19 protein-coding genes are annotated in these 17,538 nt (G+C 69.8%); 12 read left to right on the top strand and 7 right to left on the bottom strand.

The window, feature by feature from the left end; all coding sequences use genetic code 11:
• Positions 1 to 301: 301 nt before the first annotated feature.
• Genes ACEN8D_RS00070 through ACEN8D_RS00085 form a run of 4 tightly spaced genes read right to left on the bottom strand, consistent with a single transcriptional unit; the run spans position 302 to position 3,862 of the window.
• A complete protein-coding gene (locus ACEN8D_RS00070; protein ID WP_070418542.1) occupies positions 302 to 928 on the bottom strand; it encodes a response regulator transcription factor in 627 nt (208 codons plus the stop codon).
• Entirely contained in the window at positions 925 to 2,124 is a 1,200-nt protein-coding gene (locus ACEN8D_RS00075; RefSeq protein ID WP_413461617.1) for a sensor histidine kinase, read from the bottom strand. The genes ACEN8D_RS00070 and ACEN8D_RS00075 overlap by 4 nt, the downstream gene beginning before the upstream one ends.
• 53 nt (positions 2,125 to 2,177) lie before the next feature.
• The gene (locus ACEN8D_RS00080; protein WP_413399099.1) at positions 2,178 to 3,026 is read right to left on the bottom strand and encodes an ABC transporter permease; all 849 of its coding nucleotides are present in this window, start codon (positions 3,024 to 3,026) and stop codon (positions 2,178 to 2,180) included.
• Complete coding sequence (locus ACEN8D_RS00085) at positions 3,023 to 3,862, bottom strand: ABC transporter ATP-binding protein (RefSeq protein WP_309886721.1); 840 nt, start codon at positions 3,860 to 3,862, stop codon at positions 3,023 to 3,025. The genes ACEN8D_RS00080 and ACEN8D_RS00085 overlap by 4 nt, the downstream gene beginning before the upstream one ends.
• 206 nt (positions 3,863 to 4,068) lie before the next feature.
• Here ACEN8D_RS00085 and ACEN8D_RS00090 point away from each other — a divergent pair, with 206 nt between their 5' ends.
• The 4 genes from ACEN8D_RS00090 to ACEN8D_RS00105 all read left to right on the top strand — a co-directional run bounded on the left by ACEN8D_RS00090 (position 4,069) and on the right by ACEN8D_RS00105 (position 6,994).
• A complete protein-coding gene (locus ACEN8D_RS00090; protein WP_413399098.1) occupies positions 4,069 to 4,350 on the top strand; it encodes a hypothetical protein in 282 nt (93 codons plus the stop codon).
• A complete protein-coding gene (locus ACEN8D_RS00095; protein WP_413399097.1) occupies positions 4,347 to 6,083 on the top strand; it encodes an alpha/beta hydrolase in 1,737 nt (578 codons plus the stop codon). The genes ACEN8D_RS00090 and ACEN8D_RS00095 overlap by 4 nt, the downstream gene beginning before the upstream one ends.
• 5 nt (positions 6,084 to 6,088) lie before the next feature.
• Positions 6,089 to 6,559 (top strand): hypothetical protein, encoded by a 471-nt coding sequence (locus tag ACEN8D_RS00100; RefSeq protein WP_495601102.1) that lies wholly within the window; start codon positions 6,089 to 6,091, stop codon positions 6,557 to 6,559.
• Positions 6,560 to 6,694: 135 nt separating this feature from the next.
• The gene (locus ACEN8D_RS00105) at positions 6,695 to 6,994 is read left to right on the top strand and encodes a hypothetical protein (RefSeq protein WP_495601103.1); all 300 of its coding nucleotides are present in this window, start codon (positions 6,695 to 6,697) and stop codon (positions 6,992 to 6,994) included.
• Between the two features lie 150 nt (positions 6,995 to 7,144).
• Here the strand turns inward: ACEN8D_RS00105 and ACEN8D_RS00110 are convergent, their stop codons facing one another.
• Positions 7,145 to 7,918: an SDR family NAD(P)-dependent oxidoreductase gene (locus tag ACEN8D_RS00110; RefSeq protein ID WP_413461616.1), complete on the bottom strand. Its 774-nt coding sequence runs from the start codon at positions 7,916 to 7,918 to the stop codon at positions 7,145 to 7,147.
• A 110-nt stretch (positions 7,919 to 8,028) separates the two neighbouring features.
• On the opposite strand from ACEN8D_RS00110, the gene ACEN8D_RS00115 reads away from it, so the two are divergent.
• From ACEN8D_RS00115 to ACEN8D_RS00150, 8 genes are all read left to right on the top strand, one after another.
• A complete protein-coding gene (locus ACEN8D_RS00115; protein ID WP_413461615.1) occupies positions 8,029 to 8,985 on the top strand; it encodes an AraC family transcriptional regulator in 957 nt (318 codons plus the stop codon).
• 132 nt (positions 8,986 to 9,117) lie between these two features.
• Positions 9,118 to 10,050: an NADP-dependent oxidoreductase gene (locus ACEN8D_RS00120; RefSeq protein ID WP_495601104.1), complete on the top strand. Its 933-nt coding sequence runs from the start codon at positions 9,118 to 9,120 to the stop codon at positions 10,048 to 10,050.
• A gap of 106 nt (positions 10,051 to 10,156) precedes the next feature.
• A complete protein-coding gene (locus ACEN8D_RS00125; RefSeq protein WP_413398849.1) occupies positions 10,157 to 10,864 on the top strand; it encodes a sporulation delaying protein family toxin in 708 nt (235 codons plus the stop codon).
• Complete coding sequence (locus ACEN8D_RS00130; RefSeq protein ID WP_413398850.1) at positions 10,861 to 11,433, top strand: SdpA family antimicrobial peptide system protein; 573 nt, start codon at positions 10,861 to 10,863, stop codon at positions 11,431 to 11,433. Before ACEN8D_RS00125 ends, ACEN8D_RS00130 begins: the two co-directional genes overlap by 4 nt.
• Positions 11,430 to 12,410: a sporulation-delaying protein SdpB family protein gene (locus ACEN8D_RS00135; protein ID WP_413398851.1), complete on the top strand. Its 981-nt coding sequence runs from the start codon at positions 11,430 to 11,432 to the stop codon at positions 12,408 to 12,410. Before ACEN8D_RS00130 ends, ACEN8D_RS00135 begins: the two co-directional genes overlap by 4 nt.
• Positions 12,397 to 12,894 (top strand): hypothetical protein, encoded by a 498-nt coding sequence (locus tag ACEN8D_RS00140; protein ID WP_413461372.1) that lies wholly within the window; start codon positions 12,397 to 12,399, stop codon positions 12,892 to 12,894. The genes ACEN8D_RS00135 and ACEN8D_RS00140 overlap by 14 nt, the downstream gene beginning before the upstream one ends.
• 124 nt (positions 12,895 to 13,018) lie before the next feature.
• Positions 13,019 to 13,777 (top strand): DUF4839 domain-containing protein, encoded by a 759-nt coding sequence (locus ACEN8D_RS00145; protein ID WP_413398853.1) that lies wholly within the window; start codon positions 13,019 to 13,021, stop codon positions 13,775 to 13,777.
• Positions 13,778 to 13,798: 21 nt separating this feature from the next.
• Positions 13,799 to 14,203 (top strand): hypothetical protein, encoded by a 405-nt coding sequence (locus ACEN8D_RS00150; protein WP_495601105.1) that lies wholly within the window; start codon positions 13,799 to 13,801, stop codon positions 14,201 to 14,203.
• 881 nt (positions 14,204 to 15,084) lie between these two features.
• Here ACEN8D_RS00150 and ACEN8D_RS00155 read toward each other — a convergent pair.
• Together ACEN8D_RS00155 and murQ are read right to left on the bottom strand one after the other, a co-directional pair.
• The gene (locus ACEN8D_RS00155; protein ID WP_413398855.1) at positions 15,085 to 16,575 is read right to left on the bottom strand and encodes a PTS transporter subunit EIIC; all 1,491 of its coding nucleotides are present in this window, start codon (positions 16,573 to 16,575) and stop codon (positions 15,085 to 15,087) included.
• A gap of 41 nt (positions 16,576 to 16,616) precedes the next feature.
• A complete protein-coding gene (gene murQ, locus ACEN8D_RS00160; RefSeq protein ID WP_261646278.1) occupies positions 16,617 to 17,531 on the bottom strand; it encodes an N-acetylmuramic acid 6-phosphate etherase in 915 nt (304 codons plus the stop codon).
• Positions 17,532 to 17,538: the final 7 nt, after the last annotated feature.

Here is a 17,538-nt window from a genome sequence, read left to right on the forward strand (position 1 = left end):
GCCTCCCGTCCGGTGGGGCGGAGGCGGGATCGCGGCGTGCCGTGGTGCGGTTCGGTGCGGCGCGGACGGGATCGTGTGGTCGCCTCTGACCGTTCTGGTTCGGGATCCCCGGAGAACGCGAACCGGAACGGTCACGCGCTCAGGCTGCTCCGATCGGTCGAGCGTCCATCTCTGGCGGGCCTCGTCGATGTCGAGCTGGAACTGCCAGTGGTCCCGCGGTGACTCCTGGTGGACGCCGTCGATGACGGTTCGTCCGGAGGGCGGCGAGCTCCTGGGCGACCGCGGGACCGTCGGGGCGGGGTCAGCGCAGCAGGCCGAGCTCCATCGCGCGGGTCACGGCGCGCGTCCGGTCGTTCACGCCGAGCTTCTCGAACACGTGCCCGAGGTGCGTCTTGACGGTGGTTTCACTGAGGAAGAGCGTGCGGCCGATCGCCGGGTTCGAGTTGCCCTGCGCGACGAGCTGCAGGACCTCGAGCTCGCGCGGTGACAGTGTCGGCCCGGTCGTGGGCTTGCCGGTCGCCCGGCGGACGAGGGCAGCTGCGGCCGAGGGTGCGAGTGCCGTCCCACCCCGTGCCGTCGCGCGGAGGCCCGCGAGGATCTCCGATTCCGGCGCCGCCTTGAGCAGGTACCCCGCGGCACCGGCCTCGATCGCGGCGAGGATCTGGTCGTCCGACTCGTAGGTCGTCAGGATGAGCACGCGGACGCCCGGCTCGCGGGCGAGGATCCGCGCGGTCGCGTCGTCGCCGTCGAGGCCGGGCATGCGGAGGTCCATCAGGACGACGTCGGGTCGTTCAGCGAGCGTGATCGCGACCGCCGCCTCGCCGTCGCTCGCCTGCCCGACCACCTCGACGTCGTCGGCGTCCTGGAGCAGCGCGACGATGCCGGCGCGGACGATGGGGTGGTCGTCCGCCACGACGACGCGGATCACCGGTGCACCTCCGTCAGTGGTGCGTCGACTGCCGGGAGGCGCGGCTCGGCCCCGGCGGGCAGCGTCACCTCGACGACGGTGCCACGTCCGGCGTCGCTCGTGATCGCGCAGGTGCCGCCGGCGAGGGCGAGCCGCTCGCGCAGGCCCCGCAACCCGCGGCCGGCGGTCGGGAGGGACGCGTCGAAGCCGACGCCGTCGTCCGAGACTCGCAGGCCGACCCGGTCGGCTGCCACGTGCAGTGCGACCCGCGCCGTGGCGGCGTGGGCGTGCGCGCGGACGTTGGCCAGTGCCTCCTGGGCGGCGCGGAGCAGCACCACCTGCGTGTCGCGGTCCAGCGCGCAGTCCGCTGCCTCGACCGTGACCGGTACGCCGGTCTCGCGCGTGAACCGTTCGCCGAGGCGGTGCAGGGCGGCGCCGAGTCCGTCGCCCGCCACTCCGGCAGCACCCGCCGCGACGAGGGTGCGGGACTCTTCGAGTGCTGCGCGCGCCGACTCCTCGAGGATGGTGAGTCGCTCGTCGAGTCGATCGATGCGTTCGGCCGCGAGGTCCCCGCGGGCGCGCTCGGTGAGCATGACGATGCCGGCGAGGTTCTGTGCGACGGTGTCGTGGATCTCGCGGGCGAGGCGTTCGCGTTCGCTCGTCACGCCGGCGCTGCGGTGGGCCTCGGCGAGGGAGTCCTGCGTCGCGCGGAGTTCGTCGAGCAGGCGGCGTCGTTCGTCGGAGAGTTCGGCGATCCGGGTGATCCAGAGTCCGAGCGCGCAGGCACCCGCGATGCTGACGCCCTCGATGAGGACCGTGCTGACGAGGCTGTCCGGGCCGCTCGCGATCTGGAGACCGACCCCCGCGGCGACGCCGATCGCGACCGAGACCGCGAGCGCCGTCCGTGTCCGGTCGATCTGGCACCACGCGACGGGGAAGAGGATGCACTGCACGAGGGCGGTGCTCGGGACGACCGCGGGGAGCACGAGCGCCGCGAACACCAGCAGCGGCACGAAGCCGGCGGCAGCGCGGGGGACCTCGTAGCCGCGCCAGCCGTACGCCGCGTAGGCCACGGCGAGGACGCCGAGCATCGCGAACGCCGGCCAGCGGTCCGCCCACGGGGACCACCCGAGCACGGTGATCACCGCGACGAGGGCGATCGTGACGCCGAACGCCACGTGCAGGCCCCAGTTGCGGTGCGCCGTGATGCGGTCCATGGCCTCAGCATCCCATCGCCCGGATGCTGCCGAGCGGTTTTCCACAGGCCGGATCACGCGTCCTTGCGATTCCACCGGAACGTCAGCAGGCAGGCCACCGCGCCCACGACCAGCCACGCTGTCAGGACGAGGGCTCCGAGGCCGAGGTGCCACGCGCCTCCTGGCTCGGCGGACGCGAACGCGTCGGGCAGGAAGACCGACCGCATGCCGGAGGCCATCCACCGCAGGGGGAAGACGGACGCGACGTTCTGCAGCCAGTCTGGGAGTTGCGTGAAGGGGAGGTAGACGCCGGAGATGAACTGGAGGACCAGGACGATGGGGACGATCGTGGCGGTGGCGCGGCGGCCCTCACGGGGGAGCGCCGAGATCGCGATGCCGAGGACGCAGCTCGTCGCGACCCCGAGGAGCATGATGCCCGCGAAGTGCGCCCACGCGCCGCCGTCGGTGGGGAGGTCCACGCCGAACACGAGGCTCGCGATCGCCAGCAGCAGGGCGGTCTGCACGACCGTCGTGACGAGGACCATGCCGATCTTGCCGATGAAGTAGCTCACCACCGGCAGGGGTGTGCCGCCCAGACGCTTCAACGTGCCGTCGCTGCGTTCGCCCGCTATGTCGACGCCGAGGGACTGCGTGCCCGACAGCAGGATGCCCGTCGCGACCAGGCCGGGCAGGTAGTACGTGGCGTAGTCGACGCTGACGTTCGGGCCCGCCTGGATGTCCGGCGCGCTGCTGAACGCGACCGAGAAGAGCGCCAGCATCACGATGGGGAAGAGGAAGGTGAAGAAGACGGCGTCGGGGGCTCGGAAGTACGAGCGGAGTTCGTAGCCGATGCGGTGCGCGCCGATCGTGGCGGCGTTCTTGGCGGCGTTCGCGGTGCGCGTGTTCGTCGTCGTGGTGCTCATCGGTGGCCGACCATTCCGAGGTAGACGTCCTCGAGGGACGGGCGGATGACTTCGAGGTCGTGCATGGGTTCCGGGGTGCTCCGGATCAGGGCGGTCGGTTCGTTCGTCCGCCGTTCGTGGGGTTCGCCGACGTCGTCACGCCACCTGACGCGTGGGGTGCGAGCCTCGGCGCCGCCGATCTCGTCGATCGGGGCGATGTCGAGCAGCCGGCCGTCGGCGATGACCGCTGCCCGGTCGGCGAGGTGTGCGGCCTCGTCGAGGTAGTGCGTGGTGAGGAGGATCGTCGTGCCCTCGCGCTTGACCTCGTCGATGAGGTCCCAGAAGCGGCGCCGGGCCTCCGGGTCGAAGCCGGTCGTGGGCTCGTCGAGGAAGAGGACCTCGGGGCGGCCGATGATGCCGAGGGCGACGTCGACGCGGCGCCGTTGGCCGCCGCTCAGTCTGCTGATGCGGGTGTTGCGCTGCGGCTCGAGCCCGGTCTTCTCGAGGAGTTCCTCGACGCTGCGGTGCCGCGGGTACAAGGTCGTGAAGTGCCGGAGCTGTTCCGCGACGGTGACGTTGGGGGACTCGGCGCTGGTCTGCAGGACGATGCCGATGCGTGCGTTGTGGCTGCGGCTCGTGCGGGCGGGGTCGTGGCCGAGCACCCGGACGTCGCCGTCGGTGCGGGTGCGGTAGCCCTCGAGGATCTCGACCGTGGTGGTCTTGCCGGCGCCGTTCGGGCCGAGGAGCGCGAAGGTCTCGCCGCGGGGGATGTCGAAGGAGACGTCGTCCACGGCGCGTTTGCCGGTGGCGTACTGCTTCGTGAGGTGGTGGACCTCGATGGCGGGGGTGTCGGGCATGGGTCCAGCCTGGCCGGTCGTGCCCGGTGGTGGCTCGGCCGGGTGGCTCGACCCGCATCCTCCGATCGGAGGATGGCCCGCCGGACTGGAGGCGCGGTGCGGCCTGGCCGCGCACCGGTCGTCCACAGGCTGGTTGCGTCCGGCAACGTGCGTGATATGTTGCCGGTGGGGGCGTCGCGGTGGGTGCGACGTCGGAAGGGGAGACGATGGCCGACCTGCGGGTTTCGTACAGCACGCTCGACGGCGTGTACCACGCCCTGGAGTCGGCGACGAAGACGTTCGACGGGGCCTCGATGCCGGCTGACGGTGGAGTCTTCGGCGCCGACGACGTGGCCGCGGCCTTCGCGACGTTCCGTGCCGCGCAGCAGCGATCGGCTGCGTGGCTGGGTGACACCAGCCGCACGCTCGGGCAGTACGCGCACGACACGAAGTCGCTCGTGCGGGACGCCGACGACGACCTCGCGGGCAAGGCCGGGGGCAAGGGATGACGGCCGACCCGCTCGCCGGCGAGCCGGCCGCCGTCACGAAGCTCTCCCGCGCACTCGCCGACTACCAGGACGACCTCCGCACCGGAGCCACGACGGTGGCTCGTGCCGCCGATGACGCAGCCGACTGGGAGGGCGCGTCGAAGGACCGGTTCTCCGCCACCGTCGGCACGATCGCACCCGCAGCACAGCGCATCATCGGTCGACTCGACGCCGCCATCGACGTGCTCGACGCCTACGCCGACGAAGTGCGGCAGATCCAAGACGAGGCCGAGCGCATCCGTGCGTCCCAGTTGACCACCGCCATGGACACTGCCGTCACCGCCCTGTCCCTCTCCACGGCGAAGCTGGCCGCCGCGGCGAAGGACGCCACCGATGCTGACGCACGACAGGCTCGCCGGCTGCAGTCCGACGCGGACGACCTCGCAGCGACCGTGTCCCGTCTCGATACCGAGTGGGATGCACTCGTCCGAAGGCGCGCCTCCGCGGACCGTGCTGCGTCGGCCGGGCTGTCCGACACCGAGGTCCTCGGCGTGGCGCCCTCGTACTCGGGGACGCTCGGCAGGATGAGCGACGCAGACTTCCTCGCCGCCGTCGCCGCGATGCCGCCCGAGGTCCTGGCGGCGCAGGACCCGTCGGTCGCCGATCGGCTCGCCGGGATGCCGCCCGAGACCGTGCAGGCATGGTGGGACGGGCTCGGGGGTCGGGGGTCCGCCGGCGAGCACTCGGTGGCGCAGGACGCGCTGATCACGGCGTTGCCGGCGGTGATCGGGAACCTGAACGGCGTGCCGTACTGGGCGCGGGACCAGGCGAACCGGTTGAGTGCGCAGCGGGCCTACGCGCAGGCGCAGGACGACCTGCGGGTTGCGAGGAGACGTTACACGCGGGCGATCGGTGGCCATGGGCAGGTCGCGGCGGGGCACGCATTGAACGCGGCACTGCTGCGGTACAACCAGCTGAACAACTTCGTGGCCGGCGCGAGGACCGACCTGAACCTCCGGTATCCCCTGCCGCGACAGATGGTGGCCTTCCGCGACGGCCAGCCGCCGTTGGGCGCGTTCTCGGTCGGCGATCTGGACAGCGCGAGCAGCGTCACCTTCCTCGTCCCCGGTATGGGGAGCTCGCTGGCCGACACCACGCAGTACATGCGGACCGGATCGACCGTGCAGCAGTCGCAACAGCAGATGAGCGGTGATGCCAGCGCGTACGTGACGTGGCTCGGTTACGAGTCACCCCCGAACTTCCTGGCAACCGGTGACACGGCCGTTCTCCATGAGGACTCTGCCCGCGCTGGTGCTGCGACGCTCAGCGCAGACCTGGCTGGTGTCCGCGCCACCAGGCCGGACATCCAATTGAACGTCGTGGCCCACTCGTACGGTTCGACGACTGCCGCGCTCGCGCTCGCGAGCGACAGCGCCTTGGAGATCCATTCCTTCGTCACGCTCGGATCGGCGGGCATCCCCTCGTCCGTCCCCGACGCCGCAGCGACCCACGCTGCCCACATGTATGCTGCGCAGGCCAACGAGAAGTGGGGCATCGCCGCGTTCGGGCGCACGTTCAGTGACCCGCACCGTGCAGACCCGACACAGGGCTTCGGCGCGACGGAGATGCAGACGGATGGAACGAGGACGGTGAACGTACACGACCTCGCCGCGGACCCGGATTCCCGGAACGTCGGGTACCTCGACAGCGGTACGAAGACGCTGTTGGGAACTGCGAAAGCGACGATGCCGTGAACAGCTTGTCGAAGTCCTTCCTCGGGTTCGTCGCCGTGGTCGGCCTGCTCACGACGGCGACGGCCTGTGCTTCGAACGGGGGAGACAAGATGCAACCAGATGAGGCGAAGCAGAACGCGGTGGCGTTTCTGCGAGAGACCATGGACCACGAGCCGCTCGCATGGCCCGAGGTTCCGGATCCGGTAGCCACGCGGTGCTCCGACGGGGACGACGGAGTCCGGTTCCAGTACCTCGTGACGATCGACCAGAAGACCGATCCGAAGGAACTCGCCACTTCGTTCGAGGAGTTCTGGAGGACGAAGGGGCTGGACGTGCGACCCTCGCAGGAGGACTTCGGGAAGTACGGCGTCGCGTACTCGGCAACCGCGCGCGCGGACGGGAAGCCCTGGGGATCGTTCCAGTTCAGTCAGCGTGGCATCAGCCTCTACGTCGACTCCCAGTGCGCCGAGGGCTCGCCGGACGACTACGAGGACTGATCGGTGCGGTCGAGAACGATCGGCTCCCAGCGGAAGCGGATCGCGCCGGTGCTCTCCGTGAGCTGTCTGACGATCTCCCTGACGGGATGCACCGGGACGGCTCTGCAGCCCCCGGAGCAAGCCCGAGCCGCGGCCGTGGAACTGCTGCTGAAGACCGAGGCCGCAGTCGACGTGCCGTGGCCGGAGACACCGGAACCGTCTGCCGAGAAGTGCCCGGGCGGCGTCCGCTTCGGCTACTTCGTGCCGGTGAAGACCGAGACGGATGCCCGATCGGTCGCACAGACGTTCCAGCGCCTGTGGAAGTCCGAGGGGCTGACGGTCGAACCGTCGCGGCAACGCCTGTCGGTCCTTCCACGAGCGCATCCGGCTCGGGGACGAGGTCGATCGCTCAAGTGCGGAGAAGGCGCTCCGGGCTTCGTGGGACACCGAGGGTGACCGCACCGGGTTCGATGAGCGGAACGGCCGCCTCGAGCTCAGTGTCTCCTCCGCCGACGCCACGATCTCGTGGCTCAGGGCCGACAACGTGCTGCTGGTGGAGAGCGACTGCATCCCGTCCGGGGCGCCCTGACGGGCAGCGATGTGCCCTCAGCGCATCCGCGTGGACGCGATCCCACCGTCGACGTCGAGCGTCCCGCCGTTCACGAACGCCGCCTCGTCCGACACCACCCACCGAACGGCGCGAGCGATGTCGATCGGCTGCACCGGTACCCCCGCGGGCGTCCCCTGCGTCATCGCCGCCAGCACGTCCGCCGAGTCTGCGTTCCCCGGCGTCGCCGTGGCCCCCGGCGCCACCGTCACGACCCGCACCCCGCGCTGCCCGTACTCGGCCGCCCACGCCCGGGTCAGCTGCTCGACCGCGGCCTTCGTCGCCGGGTAGAGCCCCATGAACGGCACACCGACCCGGGCCATCCACGAGCCGATGTTCACGACGACGCCGGACACCCGCGTCGCCATCGACGGAGCGAGCGAGGCCACGAGGACGTGCGGCGCCCGGATGTTCGTCGCGAGCAGCGCGTCGACGGTGTCGTCGGACATGGACTCCGTCGGACCGCCGGGGTAGACGCCGGCGTTGTTCACGAGGACGTCGACGTGCCCGCCGAGCAGCTCCCGGGCCGACTCGGCGAACGCCCGGGCGTCGGGAGCACCGGCGGAGAGGTCCGCCACGATCGGGAGGGCTCGGCCACCCTGGCGCTCGATGTCGTCGGCGACGGCACGCGTGCGGACGGCGTCGCGGCCGTGCACCGCGACGGTCATGCCGGCGGCAGCGAGCTCGCGGGCGATGGCCTCCCCGATGCCGCTCGAGGCGCCGGTCACCAGGGCGGTGTGGACGGTGGTCTGGTCACGGGGTGCAGTGGTCATGCATCGATGCTCGATCCCCGGGCAGCCCCGCACCTTGCCGGATCCAGCGGGAACCTTGCCGGATCCCGCACGAGTTCCTCCACGCCAGGGGAACTGCGTAGCGTGGGCACGTGGACGATCGCACGGCGCAGCACCTCGACCGCGCGGTGGAAGTGGCCTCGCGGCACGCCGCCGTGCTCGAACGAGCGTCCACCGTCGACACCGTCGCCCGTCCCGCCTCGGTGCAGCGGGCCGAAGCACTCGGCCTGACCGTCTCCCGCGTCCACGAGCCGACCGGACTCTTCGACCGGCGGTACGTCCCGTCGTTGTCCGTCGTCCTCCGCGGCCGGAAGCGTTCGATCGTCGGGGACGACGACCAGGTCTGGGGCCGCGAGCGGTTCATCATCACGCCCGTGGACCTGCCCGTGGTCGCCGGGGTGCTCGACACGGCAGGGAGCGACGGCTTCGTCTCGGCGGTCTGGAAGCTCGACCCGGTCGTCGTCGGCGAGGTCGTGGCGTCGATGTCGAGCACGATGTCCAGCACGAGCCGCACGGACCTCCCACGACTCGGCGAGTGGACGACCCCGCTCGCCGATGCCTTCAGCCGACTGCTCGCGCTGCTCGACGCCCCCGAGGACATCCCCGTCCTGTTCCCCCTCGTCTCGCGCGAGATCGTCCTCCGCCTGCTGCAGACCTCGCAGGCGCCACGCATCACCGCCGCGCTTGACCGAGCCGGAGCTGACGCCGGACTGGTCGCGGCGGCGACTGCACTCCTGACCGGGCAGATGGTCGAACCGTGGACGATGGAGCGCCTCGCCCGCGAACTCCGCGTCAGCGAGAGCACCCTCTTCGTCCGCTTCAAGCAGGCCACCGGCATGTCACCCGCGCAGTACCTCAAGCGCTCCCGACTCGGGGAAGCGCGCCGCCGGATGGTCCTGCACGCCGACACCGCCGCCCGCGCCGCGGCCGCCGTCGGCTACCGCAGCGCCTCCCACTTCTCGCGGGACTACCGCGAGGCGTACGGCCGGCCCCCGGCCGCCGACGCCGTGGTGGCGCGCGAACAGCTGGCGCTCGCCCCCGCCGTGTAGCCGGCCCAGTGCCGGACTGGAGGCGCGGGTCGGCGGTGATCCGCGCCTCCAGTCCGACGGATGGTGCGTCCCGACCACCGCGACCAGCCCGCTCGCTGGGTGCGGCCGAGCGTCGTCCGGTAGACCGGAACGGTGAAGGTCGTAGGAGTCGAACAGTTCGGAGGGCCGGAGGCCCTCGCCGTCCACGAGGTGCCGGAGCCGCACGCCGGTGCGGGGTCCGTGCGGATCCGGGTGCAGGCGTTCGCCGTGAACCCGACCGACACCGGTGTGCGCGCCGGCCAGCGGGACAGCTCGCAGGCGTCGCCGCCGTACGTGCCGGGGATGGACGCCGCCGGGGTCATCGACGAGGTCGGGCCCGATGTCTCCGGGTGGGAGGTCGGCGACGAGGTCATGGCGATCGCGCTGCCGCTCAGCGCGCACGGGGGTGCGTACGTCGAGGAGCTCGTCGCGCCGGTCGGGTCGTTCACGCGGATCCCTCGGGGGACGTCGCTTCCGCTCGCGTCCACGGTGCCGATGAATGGGCTGACGGCGTTGCAGATCCTCTCGCGGGCGGGGCTCGCTCCGGGGCAGACGCTCGCCGTGACCGGTGCTGCGGGGTTGCTCGGGAACTACGTCGTGCAGCTCGGTGTCGCTGCTGGTCTCACCGTCATCGCCGATGCTGCTCCTGCGGACGAGGCGCTGGTCCGGTCGCTCGGGCCGGCGTACATCGTGGCGCGTGGGGATGGGTTCGCTGCCGCGGTGCGTGCGCTCGTGCCGGACGGGGTCGATGCGCTCGCCGATGCTGCGGTGCAGCGGGCGTCGGTGGTCGATGCCGTGCGCGACGGGGGAGTGTTCCTCGACGTGCGGGGGTGGGAGGGCGACGGGGCTCGCGGGATCCGGTTCGAGCAGATCGCCGTGTTCGCGGAGTACCGGTCGTTCGAGAAGCTCGAGCAGCTGCGGCATGCGGTGGAGAGTGGGACGGTGACGCCGCGGGTTGCGGAGGTGCTGCCGGCCTCGCGGGCTGGGGAGGCGCATGAGCGGCTCGAGGCTGGGGGGACGCGGGGGCGGTTCGTGTTGACGTGGTGAGGCCTCGGCCGAGCGTGCAGAAATGTGAATATCACTTGCCGGGTGAGTGAAGTATCAGTACCGTCCCTCTGTGAGTGGAGCGCAGTTGCTCCGCCGGGAGGGAATCATGATCACGATCTCATTTCGCGGAGCGCATTCCGGCGCGGTCGGGCTGGCCGTCGTCGGTTCGTTGGTCGCGGCGCTGGTCGTCGCGCCGCCGGCCGTGGCCACGGAACGCGAAACCAATCAGCCGGCTGGGCAGAGTGGCCTCTCTGATCAAGACCTGCTGCTCATCGACGGCGCGCTCTTCGGTGTCGGGCCGGTCGCTCAGCAACTCGGTACGAGCATCGACACGGTGTTCTCCGGAGACGAACTTCAGCGCATCGAGACCTACGCGCGTGACGCACGTGACGGTCTCGTCGCGTCCCGAGCCTCGGCCGTCGAGCAGGCAGTCGATGACATCCGCTCGGGCTCGGTGAACACGGTCGAAGACGGATTCCGCATGCTCGGCGGTGCCTTCGAGTCGTACGTCGAAGAGACCTACTCGGCGGAGGAACTCGAGGCAGCAACGCAGAAGTACAGCTCGAGCGCGGTCGTACCGATGTGTGGCGCAGTCGCCGCGTGTGTCGCGGCGGTGGCGTTCGCGGTGTACGCCGGAGCGGTTGTCCACAATGCCGCCGCGATCACGGCTGCGGCAGCGGTGCTCGTGTCCGTGTACGCCTGGTGCGGTGCCTGGGTCGGCTGTGGACGAGGGGCCGACACGGGTACCGAGCGAGTGAAGCACGAGAAGTTCCTGGCGAACGCGACGCGCGTCGGCCAGGCGCTGCCGGCGTGAGTTCCCGCGTCACCACGATGGCCGTGGCCGCGGCGGCGGCGGTCGCCGTCGTGGCCACGGTCGGCTTCGCATCTCTTCCCGTGAAGACGCACGCAACCGGCCTTGTCTCGGACGCACTCCAGATCGTCGGCGAGGTCGCGCCGCAAGGGTGGGGCTTCTTCACACGTGACCCGCGCGAGCCGATCACGCAGGCATGGGCCCGCGCGGAGACGGGTCGATGGCAGCCGGTCTCCCGAGGACCGAACGCCACCCTCGAGAACGCATTCGGCTTCGATCGCGCGTCGCGACTGGACGAGTACGACGTCTCGCAGATCGTCGGTGGAACGGACATCGACGATCTCTGGTCCGACTGCACCGGAAGTTCCGCCACGGATTGTGCGAGGCGAGCGGAGTCGGAGCGAGGGGTGCAGCGGTGGACCGCGGACGGCTACGACCTCCGACTCTGTGGCGAGGTACTCCTACTCGACATCAGTCCGATTTCGATCGACTTCGCCGGCCTCGAGTACGACGCTCCGACGAAGGCCATCCGTGCAGATGTCCGGTGCCACCATCTCGGCGATGCCGCATGACGGCCACGACGATCGCGGCAGCGTGCCGACGCGCAGAAGGCAGCGGACACTCTGCTTGGGCACGGTACATCGCCGCCGTCAGCCCGTTCTCTCCGGTGTTGGGACTCGTCCGCTCGATCGTCGCGGCGGCAGCGCTGCTGACGCTCGTGCTCACACCGACCGATCAGCTCTTCTTCCGGAGCGCCACGTTCCCGAGCGGTACGAACTGTGCGAATGCGACCTCGTGGATGTCACTCTTCTGCATCGGGTCCTCGAACGGGCAGCTCGAACCGGCGCGGTGGATTGCGGTGGTCGTGCTCGCACTCGTGATCTCGGGGATCCTCCCGGCGGTCACCGCTCTCCCGCACTGGTGGGTGACGTGGAGCCTGATGGCCTCGAGCACCGCCGTCGACGGTGGCGAACACCTCGCTGCGAACTTGACGCTCATCCTCGTTCCGATCCTGCTGCTCGATCGGCGCCGTTGGCACTGGTCGCGGGACAGCAGGTACGGGCGTCGCAGCCCGTGGGTCCCGAGCATTGCCTACGCCGCTGTCGGGTTGTGGGTGCTGCAGATGATGGGCGTGTACTTCCAAGCGAGCGTCGCGAAGTTCGCGGTACTCGAGTGGTCCGACGGCACTGCGCTGTGGTACTGGATGCAGAACCCGGTGTTCGCTCCACCCGCCCCGATCGGTGATGTCGTTCGATCTGCTCTGGCGTGGTTGCCGTTCACGGTCGTGTTGACCTACGGAACGCTCGCACTGCAGCTCGCGTTGGTCGGTGCCGTCTTCCTGCCGCAGCGGGCGAGGAGACTGTTCCTGCTCCTCGCCGTGGTGTTCCACCTCGCGATCGCTTGCCTCATGGGACTCTGGAGCTTCTCGATGATCATGATCGCCGCGGACATCCTGCTCCTCGTGCGGCCCCACGAAGCCACGAGTCTCGCGCAAGTCATCCATTGGCGCCTCGGACGCGCGCAGGGGGCTGAGCATGTCAGCGGTTGACCGCTCCTTCCGCAGCTTCGCGGGTCGCGGAGCGTTCTTCGCGACGGTGATCGTGCTCGCCCCGGTCGTCGTGATTGCTGTCGCCGAGGCCGCGCGCAGACAGTTCGACCTCCCGTCGATCGTGGTGCTCGTAGCCGTCAGCGGTGGTCTGGCGTGGGCGACGTCATCTGCAGCCAGGACCGCCGCGTTCGTGACGTGCTCACCCGACCACGTCACGGTCGGTTTGGCACCGTTCTGGAGAACGCGCCTGGTTCGTCGAGACATCCAGACGGCGGATCTCGTCCAGATCGACGCGTACGCCGAGTACGGCGGGTGGGGGATCAAGGGATCGGCGAGAGCGAGCCGAGGTCGTCTCTACTCAGTCGGCGGCGACGCAGGCGTGCGGTTCGTGATGCGAGACGGGCGAACCTACGTGATCGCCTTCACTGACGGGCGAACTGCCGGAGCGGTACTCGAGGCGCTCGACCGTCACGCACACCGCTGATGCGCGATCCCGAACGGAAGGCGCACTTCCCACCCGGACGGGGATCTCGGTATCGGTCGTCCACATCGCTCCCAATAGGCTTCGGCGGTCGCGAACATCGGCGACGGATCAGAACGGGGAACGCATGACCGACGAGGCAGTTCGGTACGAGACACGCACGGTCAAGTGCGTCCGTGGCATGGAAGCGCGCACGGCAGCACGTTGGGAGCAGGACGGATGGGAGGTCGTCTCGCAGAAGCAGGGCCGGCTGCAGTCCGAGCTCATCCTCCGGCGACCGGTACGGAAACTCTCCCGCCGAACCATCGTGATCGGCGGGGGAGTCGCCGCGGCGATCGTCGTGGTGATCGTCCTCGGTGCGACGGGGGTGTTTGGCGACGACAGCAACGGTGGAAGTGACGCTGTAGCGGATCCGCCCTCCGCCAGCTCGACGGCCGGATCTCGCGTCGAGTCGCCGGAGCCGTCAGCCACGCCGACGTCGGACCCCCAGGCCGAGCCAGCCGTCCTCACTGCAGCGAACTCGCCGGAGCTCGCCGCGCTGCTGCAGCTCGGCGACAACTGCGACCCGTCGATCGACGCCTTTGCGAAGCAGTACGAAGGACGCACGATCGCGTTCGACGGTTCGATTCTGAAGATGAACAACCACGGCAGCTACGCCACGCGCTACGACATGCTCATCGGCGCCGGCGACTACAGCACGACGTCGAACCGTGGTCCGTCGTTCCAGTTCGAGGACGTCAACACGACGTTCGACATGCACTACACGGGCGACGTGCCGGACACGATCGGCGAGGGTACGAACCTCGGCGTGACGGCGACGGTCGGTGCCTACAATCCGACCCAGTGCCTCTTCCGGCTGAAGCCGGTCGAGACGTCTGTCCGATAGTGCCGGCCGTACAGTGCAACCGTGAAGCCGCCCGTCCTGCCGTTCGATCCCACCGCTCTGTCGATTCGGCAGTTGCTCGCCGCATCGGTTGCAGTGGTCGACGAGCTTCTCCGGCGCGGGCTCGTGCGGACGCGGAACGCGCCGCTCGGCGACCTCGCCGAGACGATCGCGCTCCGCGCCTACGGTGGGGTACTCGCTCCGAACTCGGAGAAGAGCTGCGACCTGCTGTCCGATGACGGCAAGCAGGATCCCTACGTCGCCGCGCCCAGTCCCAATCAGCCGGAGGACCTCGCTCAGTCCTTCGAGCTTGGAACGGTCGTGGTCCGCTCGGCGCGGCTTGCGAACCGGTGGAACGCCGGAACTGGACCCGGGCGTGAGTTCGCCGAGGTCGCATCGCCGATGCCGCCCACACCCTCGATGTCGTAGAACTGGTCGTCCGCGCCGACCATCTCCGGCGCTGGGAGTGACTTGAGGACGTTCGGCAGTGTGCCGATGCCCGTCCTGAAGAGCACGCGACCGCCGCTCGAGCGTGCGAGGTAGGCCGCGCGGTGGAGTCCGACGACGGTCTTGCCGGTGGCCGCGAGGCCGCGGATGCGCGCCGAACCGTTGAAACTGCGGCAGAGGAGCTTGGTAAGGGCGGAGTCGAGTAGAGCCATCCAGTCCTCGGCGGGGCCTCGACGCGGTCGAGGAACTGGTTCGTGAACTCGTCGTCCGGCGCGGCGATCGTCGGCGCAGGGGTCGTCGCCGGTTCGCCGGGGAGGACGGCTGCCGGGAGGATGATCGGCGGTGCCGCCGCTGCGCTTCGTCGCTCGCGGGCAAATGGATGGGCATCGCTGCGAGAACCTCTTCGGCGCGTGAGGCCGAGAACCGCGCGCCTGCGACGCGCGATCACCCAGATCTGACGCGCCGGTGTGGATGGGCGCAACATGTTGCGGCGCATCGCCATGTTGTCGAGGGGTCGGTGCGCTTCAGAGTTAACCTTTCGCTGGATGGACTGATTAGTTCAGGAAATCCGGTTAGCGGCGCGAATCAGGTCGCGAAGATGATACTCGGACAATAGACGTTTGCGTACGGTTCGCTCACCTATCGGCGATTTAGTGGCGACCTACGGTCGTCGAGTCACGGATCAAGGCTGAGGGCGTGGCGTTGGCGTGGGCGCGCCGCCCTTGTGCTTGAGCCCGTTGGGGTCGAAGACTGCCCTGCCGTCGGCGACGTGAGTGAACCCGGAGAACTGGCGCTCCGATAGGATTGGAGTCGAGCCGACTATGCGAATATTGCAAAGGCGCAGTCTTCTGCGGTTCACTTTCTCAGTTCCGGTACTGGGCGACGGGGAGTTCGAGCGTGGTTCCTTGCGGTGCCACCTCGCTGACAGGTGCCGCTGACTCCGCCTCGAGGTCGGCTTTCACCGACTCCGACACGCCGAACACCATCGTCGCCACGAACCCCACGACGTACGCCACCACGAGCCCCGAGCCGTACCCGAGCAACGCCCAGCCGTAGCCGGAGGACCCGTTCAACAGCGGGATGAGCGACAAGTCCGACGCCCCGATGGCGATCGCCCCGACGGAGTGCCCGAGCTGATCGAACAGCCCGACGACCCCGCCACCGAACGCCCCACCGATGCATGCGGTGATGAACGGCCGCCCGAGGGGGAGCGTCACACCGTAGATCAGCGGCTCGCCGACCCCGAGGAACCCGGCTGGCAGTGCACCGCGGATCGTCCGCACGAGTGAGGCGTTCGACCGGAACCGTACCCACAGCGCGATGCACGCACCGATCTGCCCGGCACCGCCCATGGCCAGCACGGGGAGCAACACGGTCCACCCGGTCTGCTCGATGAGTGTGGCGTGGATCGGGATGAGTCCCTGGTGCATGCCGGTCATGACGAGCGGCAGGAAGAGCCCGCCGAGGATGAAGCCGGCGAAGGCCCCGCCGTTCGCGAGCAGCCAGGTCGCCGCGGTGCCGATGGCGACGGAGACGACGCCGGCGACGGACATCAGGATGCCGAGCGTCACGGACCCGGCGACGAGCACGGTCACGGTCGGCACGACGATGAGCGCGATGACGTCGGGCGTGACCTTCCGCATGAAGCGCTCCACGTACGCCGCGAGGATGCCGCCCGCCAGCGCTCCGAGCACACCGCCCTGCCCGGGCGCCAGAGTTTCGCCGAACACGGTGACGTTCGCGACACCGGCAGCGACGATGATGCCGCCGACGGCACCGCCGAGGATGGGCGTCCCGCCGAACTCCTTCGCGGCGTTCATCCCGACGAACACGGCGAGCAGGGACAGGAACCCGGAGGACAGCACGCCGAGGAACGGTGTCACCCCGGGCAGCCACCCGAGGTTCGTCAGGATGCCGTTGATCCCGGCGATGAGCCCGCAGGCGATCAGCGCGGGGATGAGCGGGATGAAGATGGCCGAGATGCGACGGATGGCACGCATGGTGCGGCCGTCGGAACGGGCACGGGCGGATGCCTTGATCGACGCGCCCCGCGCCGCCAGCTCCTCGGGCGACACCGAAGCCGGGGACGCACCCGGACCAGGAGCAGCACGCAACGACTCGAGCGAATCAGCCACCCGGTCCACCAACCCCGGCCCGAGCACGATCTGCAGGTTCGAGCCGGCCGCGATGGCGGCCATGACGCCCTCGGTGGCCTGGAGAGCGGGCAGATCAACAGAGGAAGGAGAAGCCACCTCGACCCGCAGCCGGGTCATGCAGTTCTCGACGTCGGCGATGTTCGAGGACCCACCGACGGTGTCGAGGATCTGTTGTGCGAGTTGCTGTGCATCGGTCATTGATGGTGCTCCTCGGGGGAAGGAAGGACGAACGGGAAAGATCAGGAAATGACGGCGCGCAAGGAGCCGTCGGCAGCAGCGAGCCGAGAACGGACGACGGATGCTGGCGACCCGGTGAGGATCATCGCGATGGCCGTCTTGACCTCGCCGTCCGCAGCATCGAGGGCAGCAGCGACCTCGGCCGGAGCAGCCTCGGTCACGTCCTGTACGAGCGAGAACGACCGCGCGACGAGCTTCTCGTTCGTCGCCCGCACGTCGACCATCCGGTTGCCGTACGTCTTGTTGCTGCGCACCATCGCCAGCGTCGTGAGCATGTTCAGCACGAGCTTCTGCGCGGTCCCCGCCTTCAGGCGGGTCGACCCGGCGATGAATTCGGGACCGACGACCACGTCGATGGCGATGTCGGCTTCCCGCCCCGCGGCCGAGTCGGGGTTGCACGCGACGGAGACGGACAAGGCGGACCTGCGCCGCGCCTCCAGGATGGCCGCGATGACGTAGGGGGTCCTGCCGGACGCGCTGATCCCGACGACCACGTCGTCGGCCGTCAGGCCGAGCGCGTCGAGGTCGCGGACGGCGGCTGCTTCGTCGTCTTCCGCGCCTTCGACGGCGGTGGTGAGGGCGACGGAACCGCCGGCGATGACGCCGACGACCTGCGCGGGGTCCGTACCGAAGGTGGGCGGGCACTCGCTCGCGTCGAGGACGCCGAGCCGGCCCGGCGTGCCGGCACCGACGTAGATCAGGCGGCCGCCGCGCGAGAACGCTGCGGCGATCGAGTCGGCGGCGAGGGCGATGGCCGGGAGGCACGGCTCGAGTGCCGCGGGCACGCTGCGGTCGAGCGCGTTCATGCGCTGGGCAGCCTCGAGGGTGGAGACGAGGTCGATGTCGTCGAGGGACGAATCGGTGGCCTCGGTCGCGAGGTGCTGCAGCTCCTCGCGGAGGTCGTCGTGGTGGTGCATGGTGCTC

The organism is Curtobacterium sp. Curtsp22 (genome assembly GCF_059492135.1).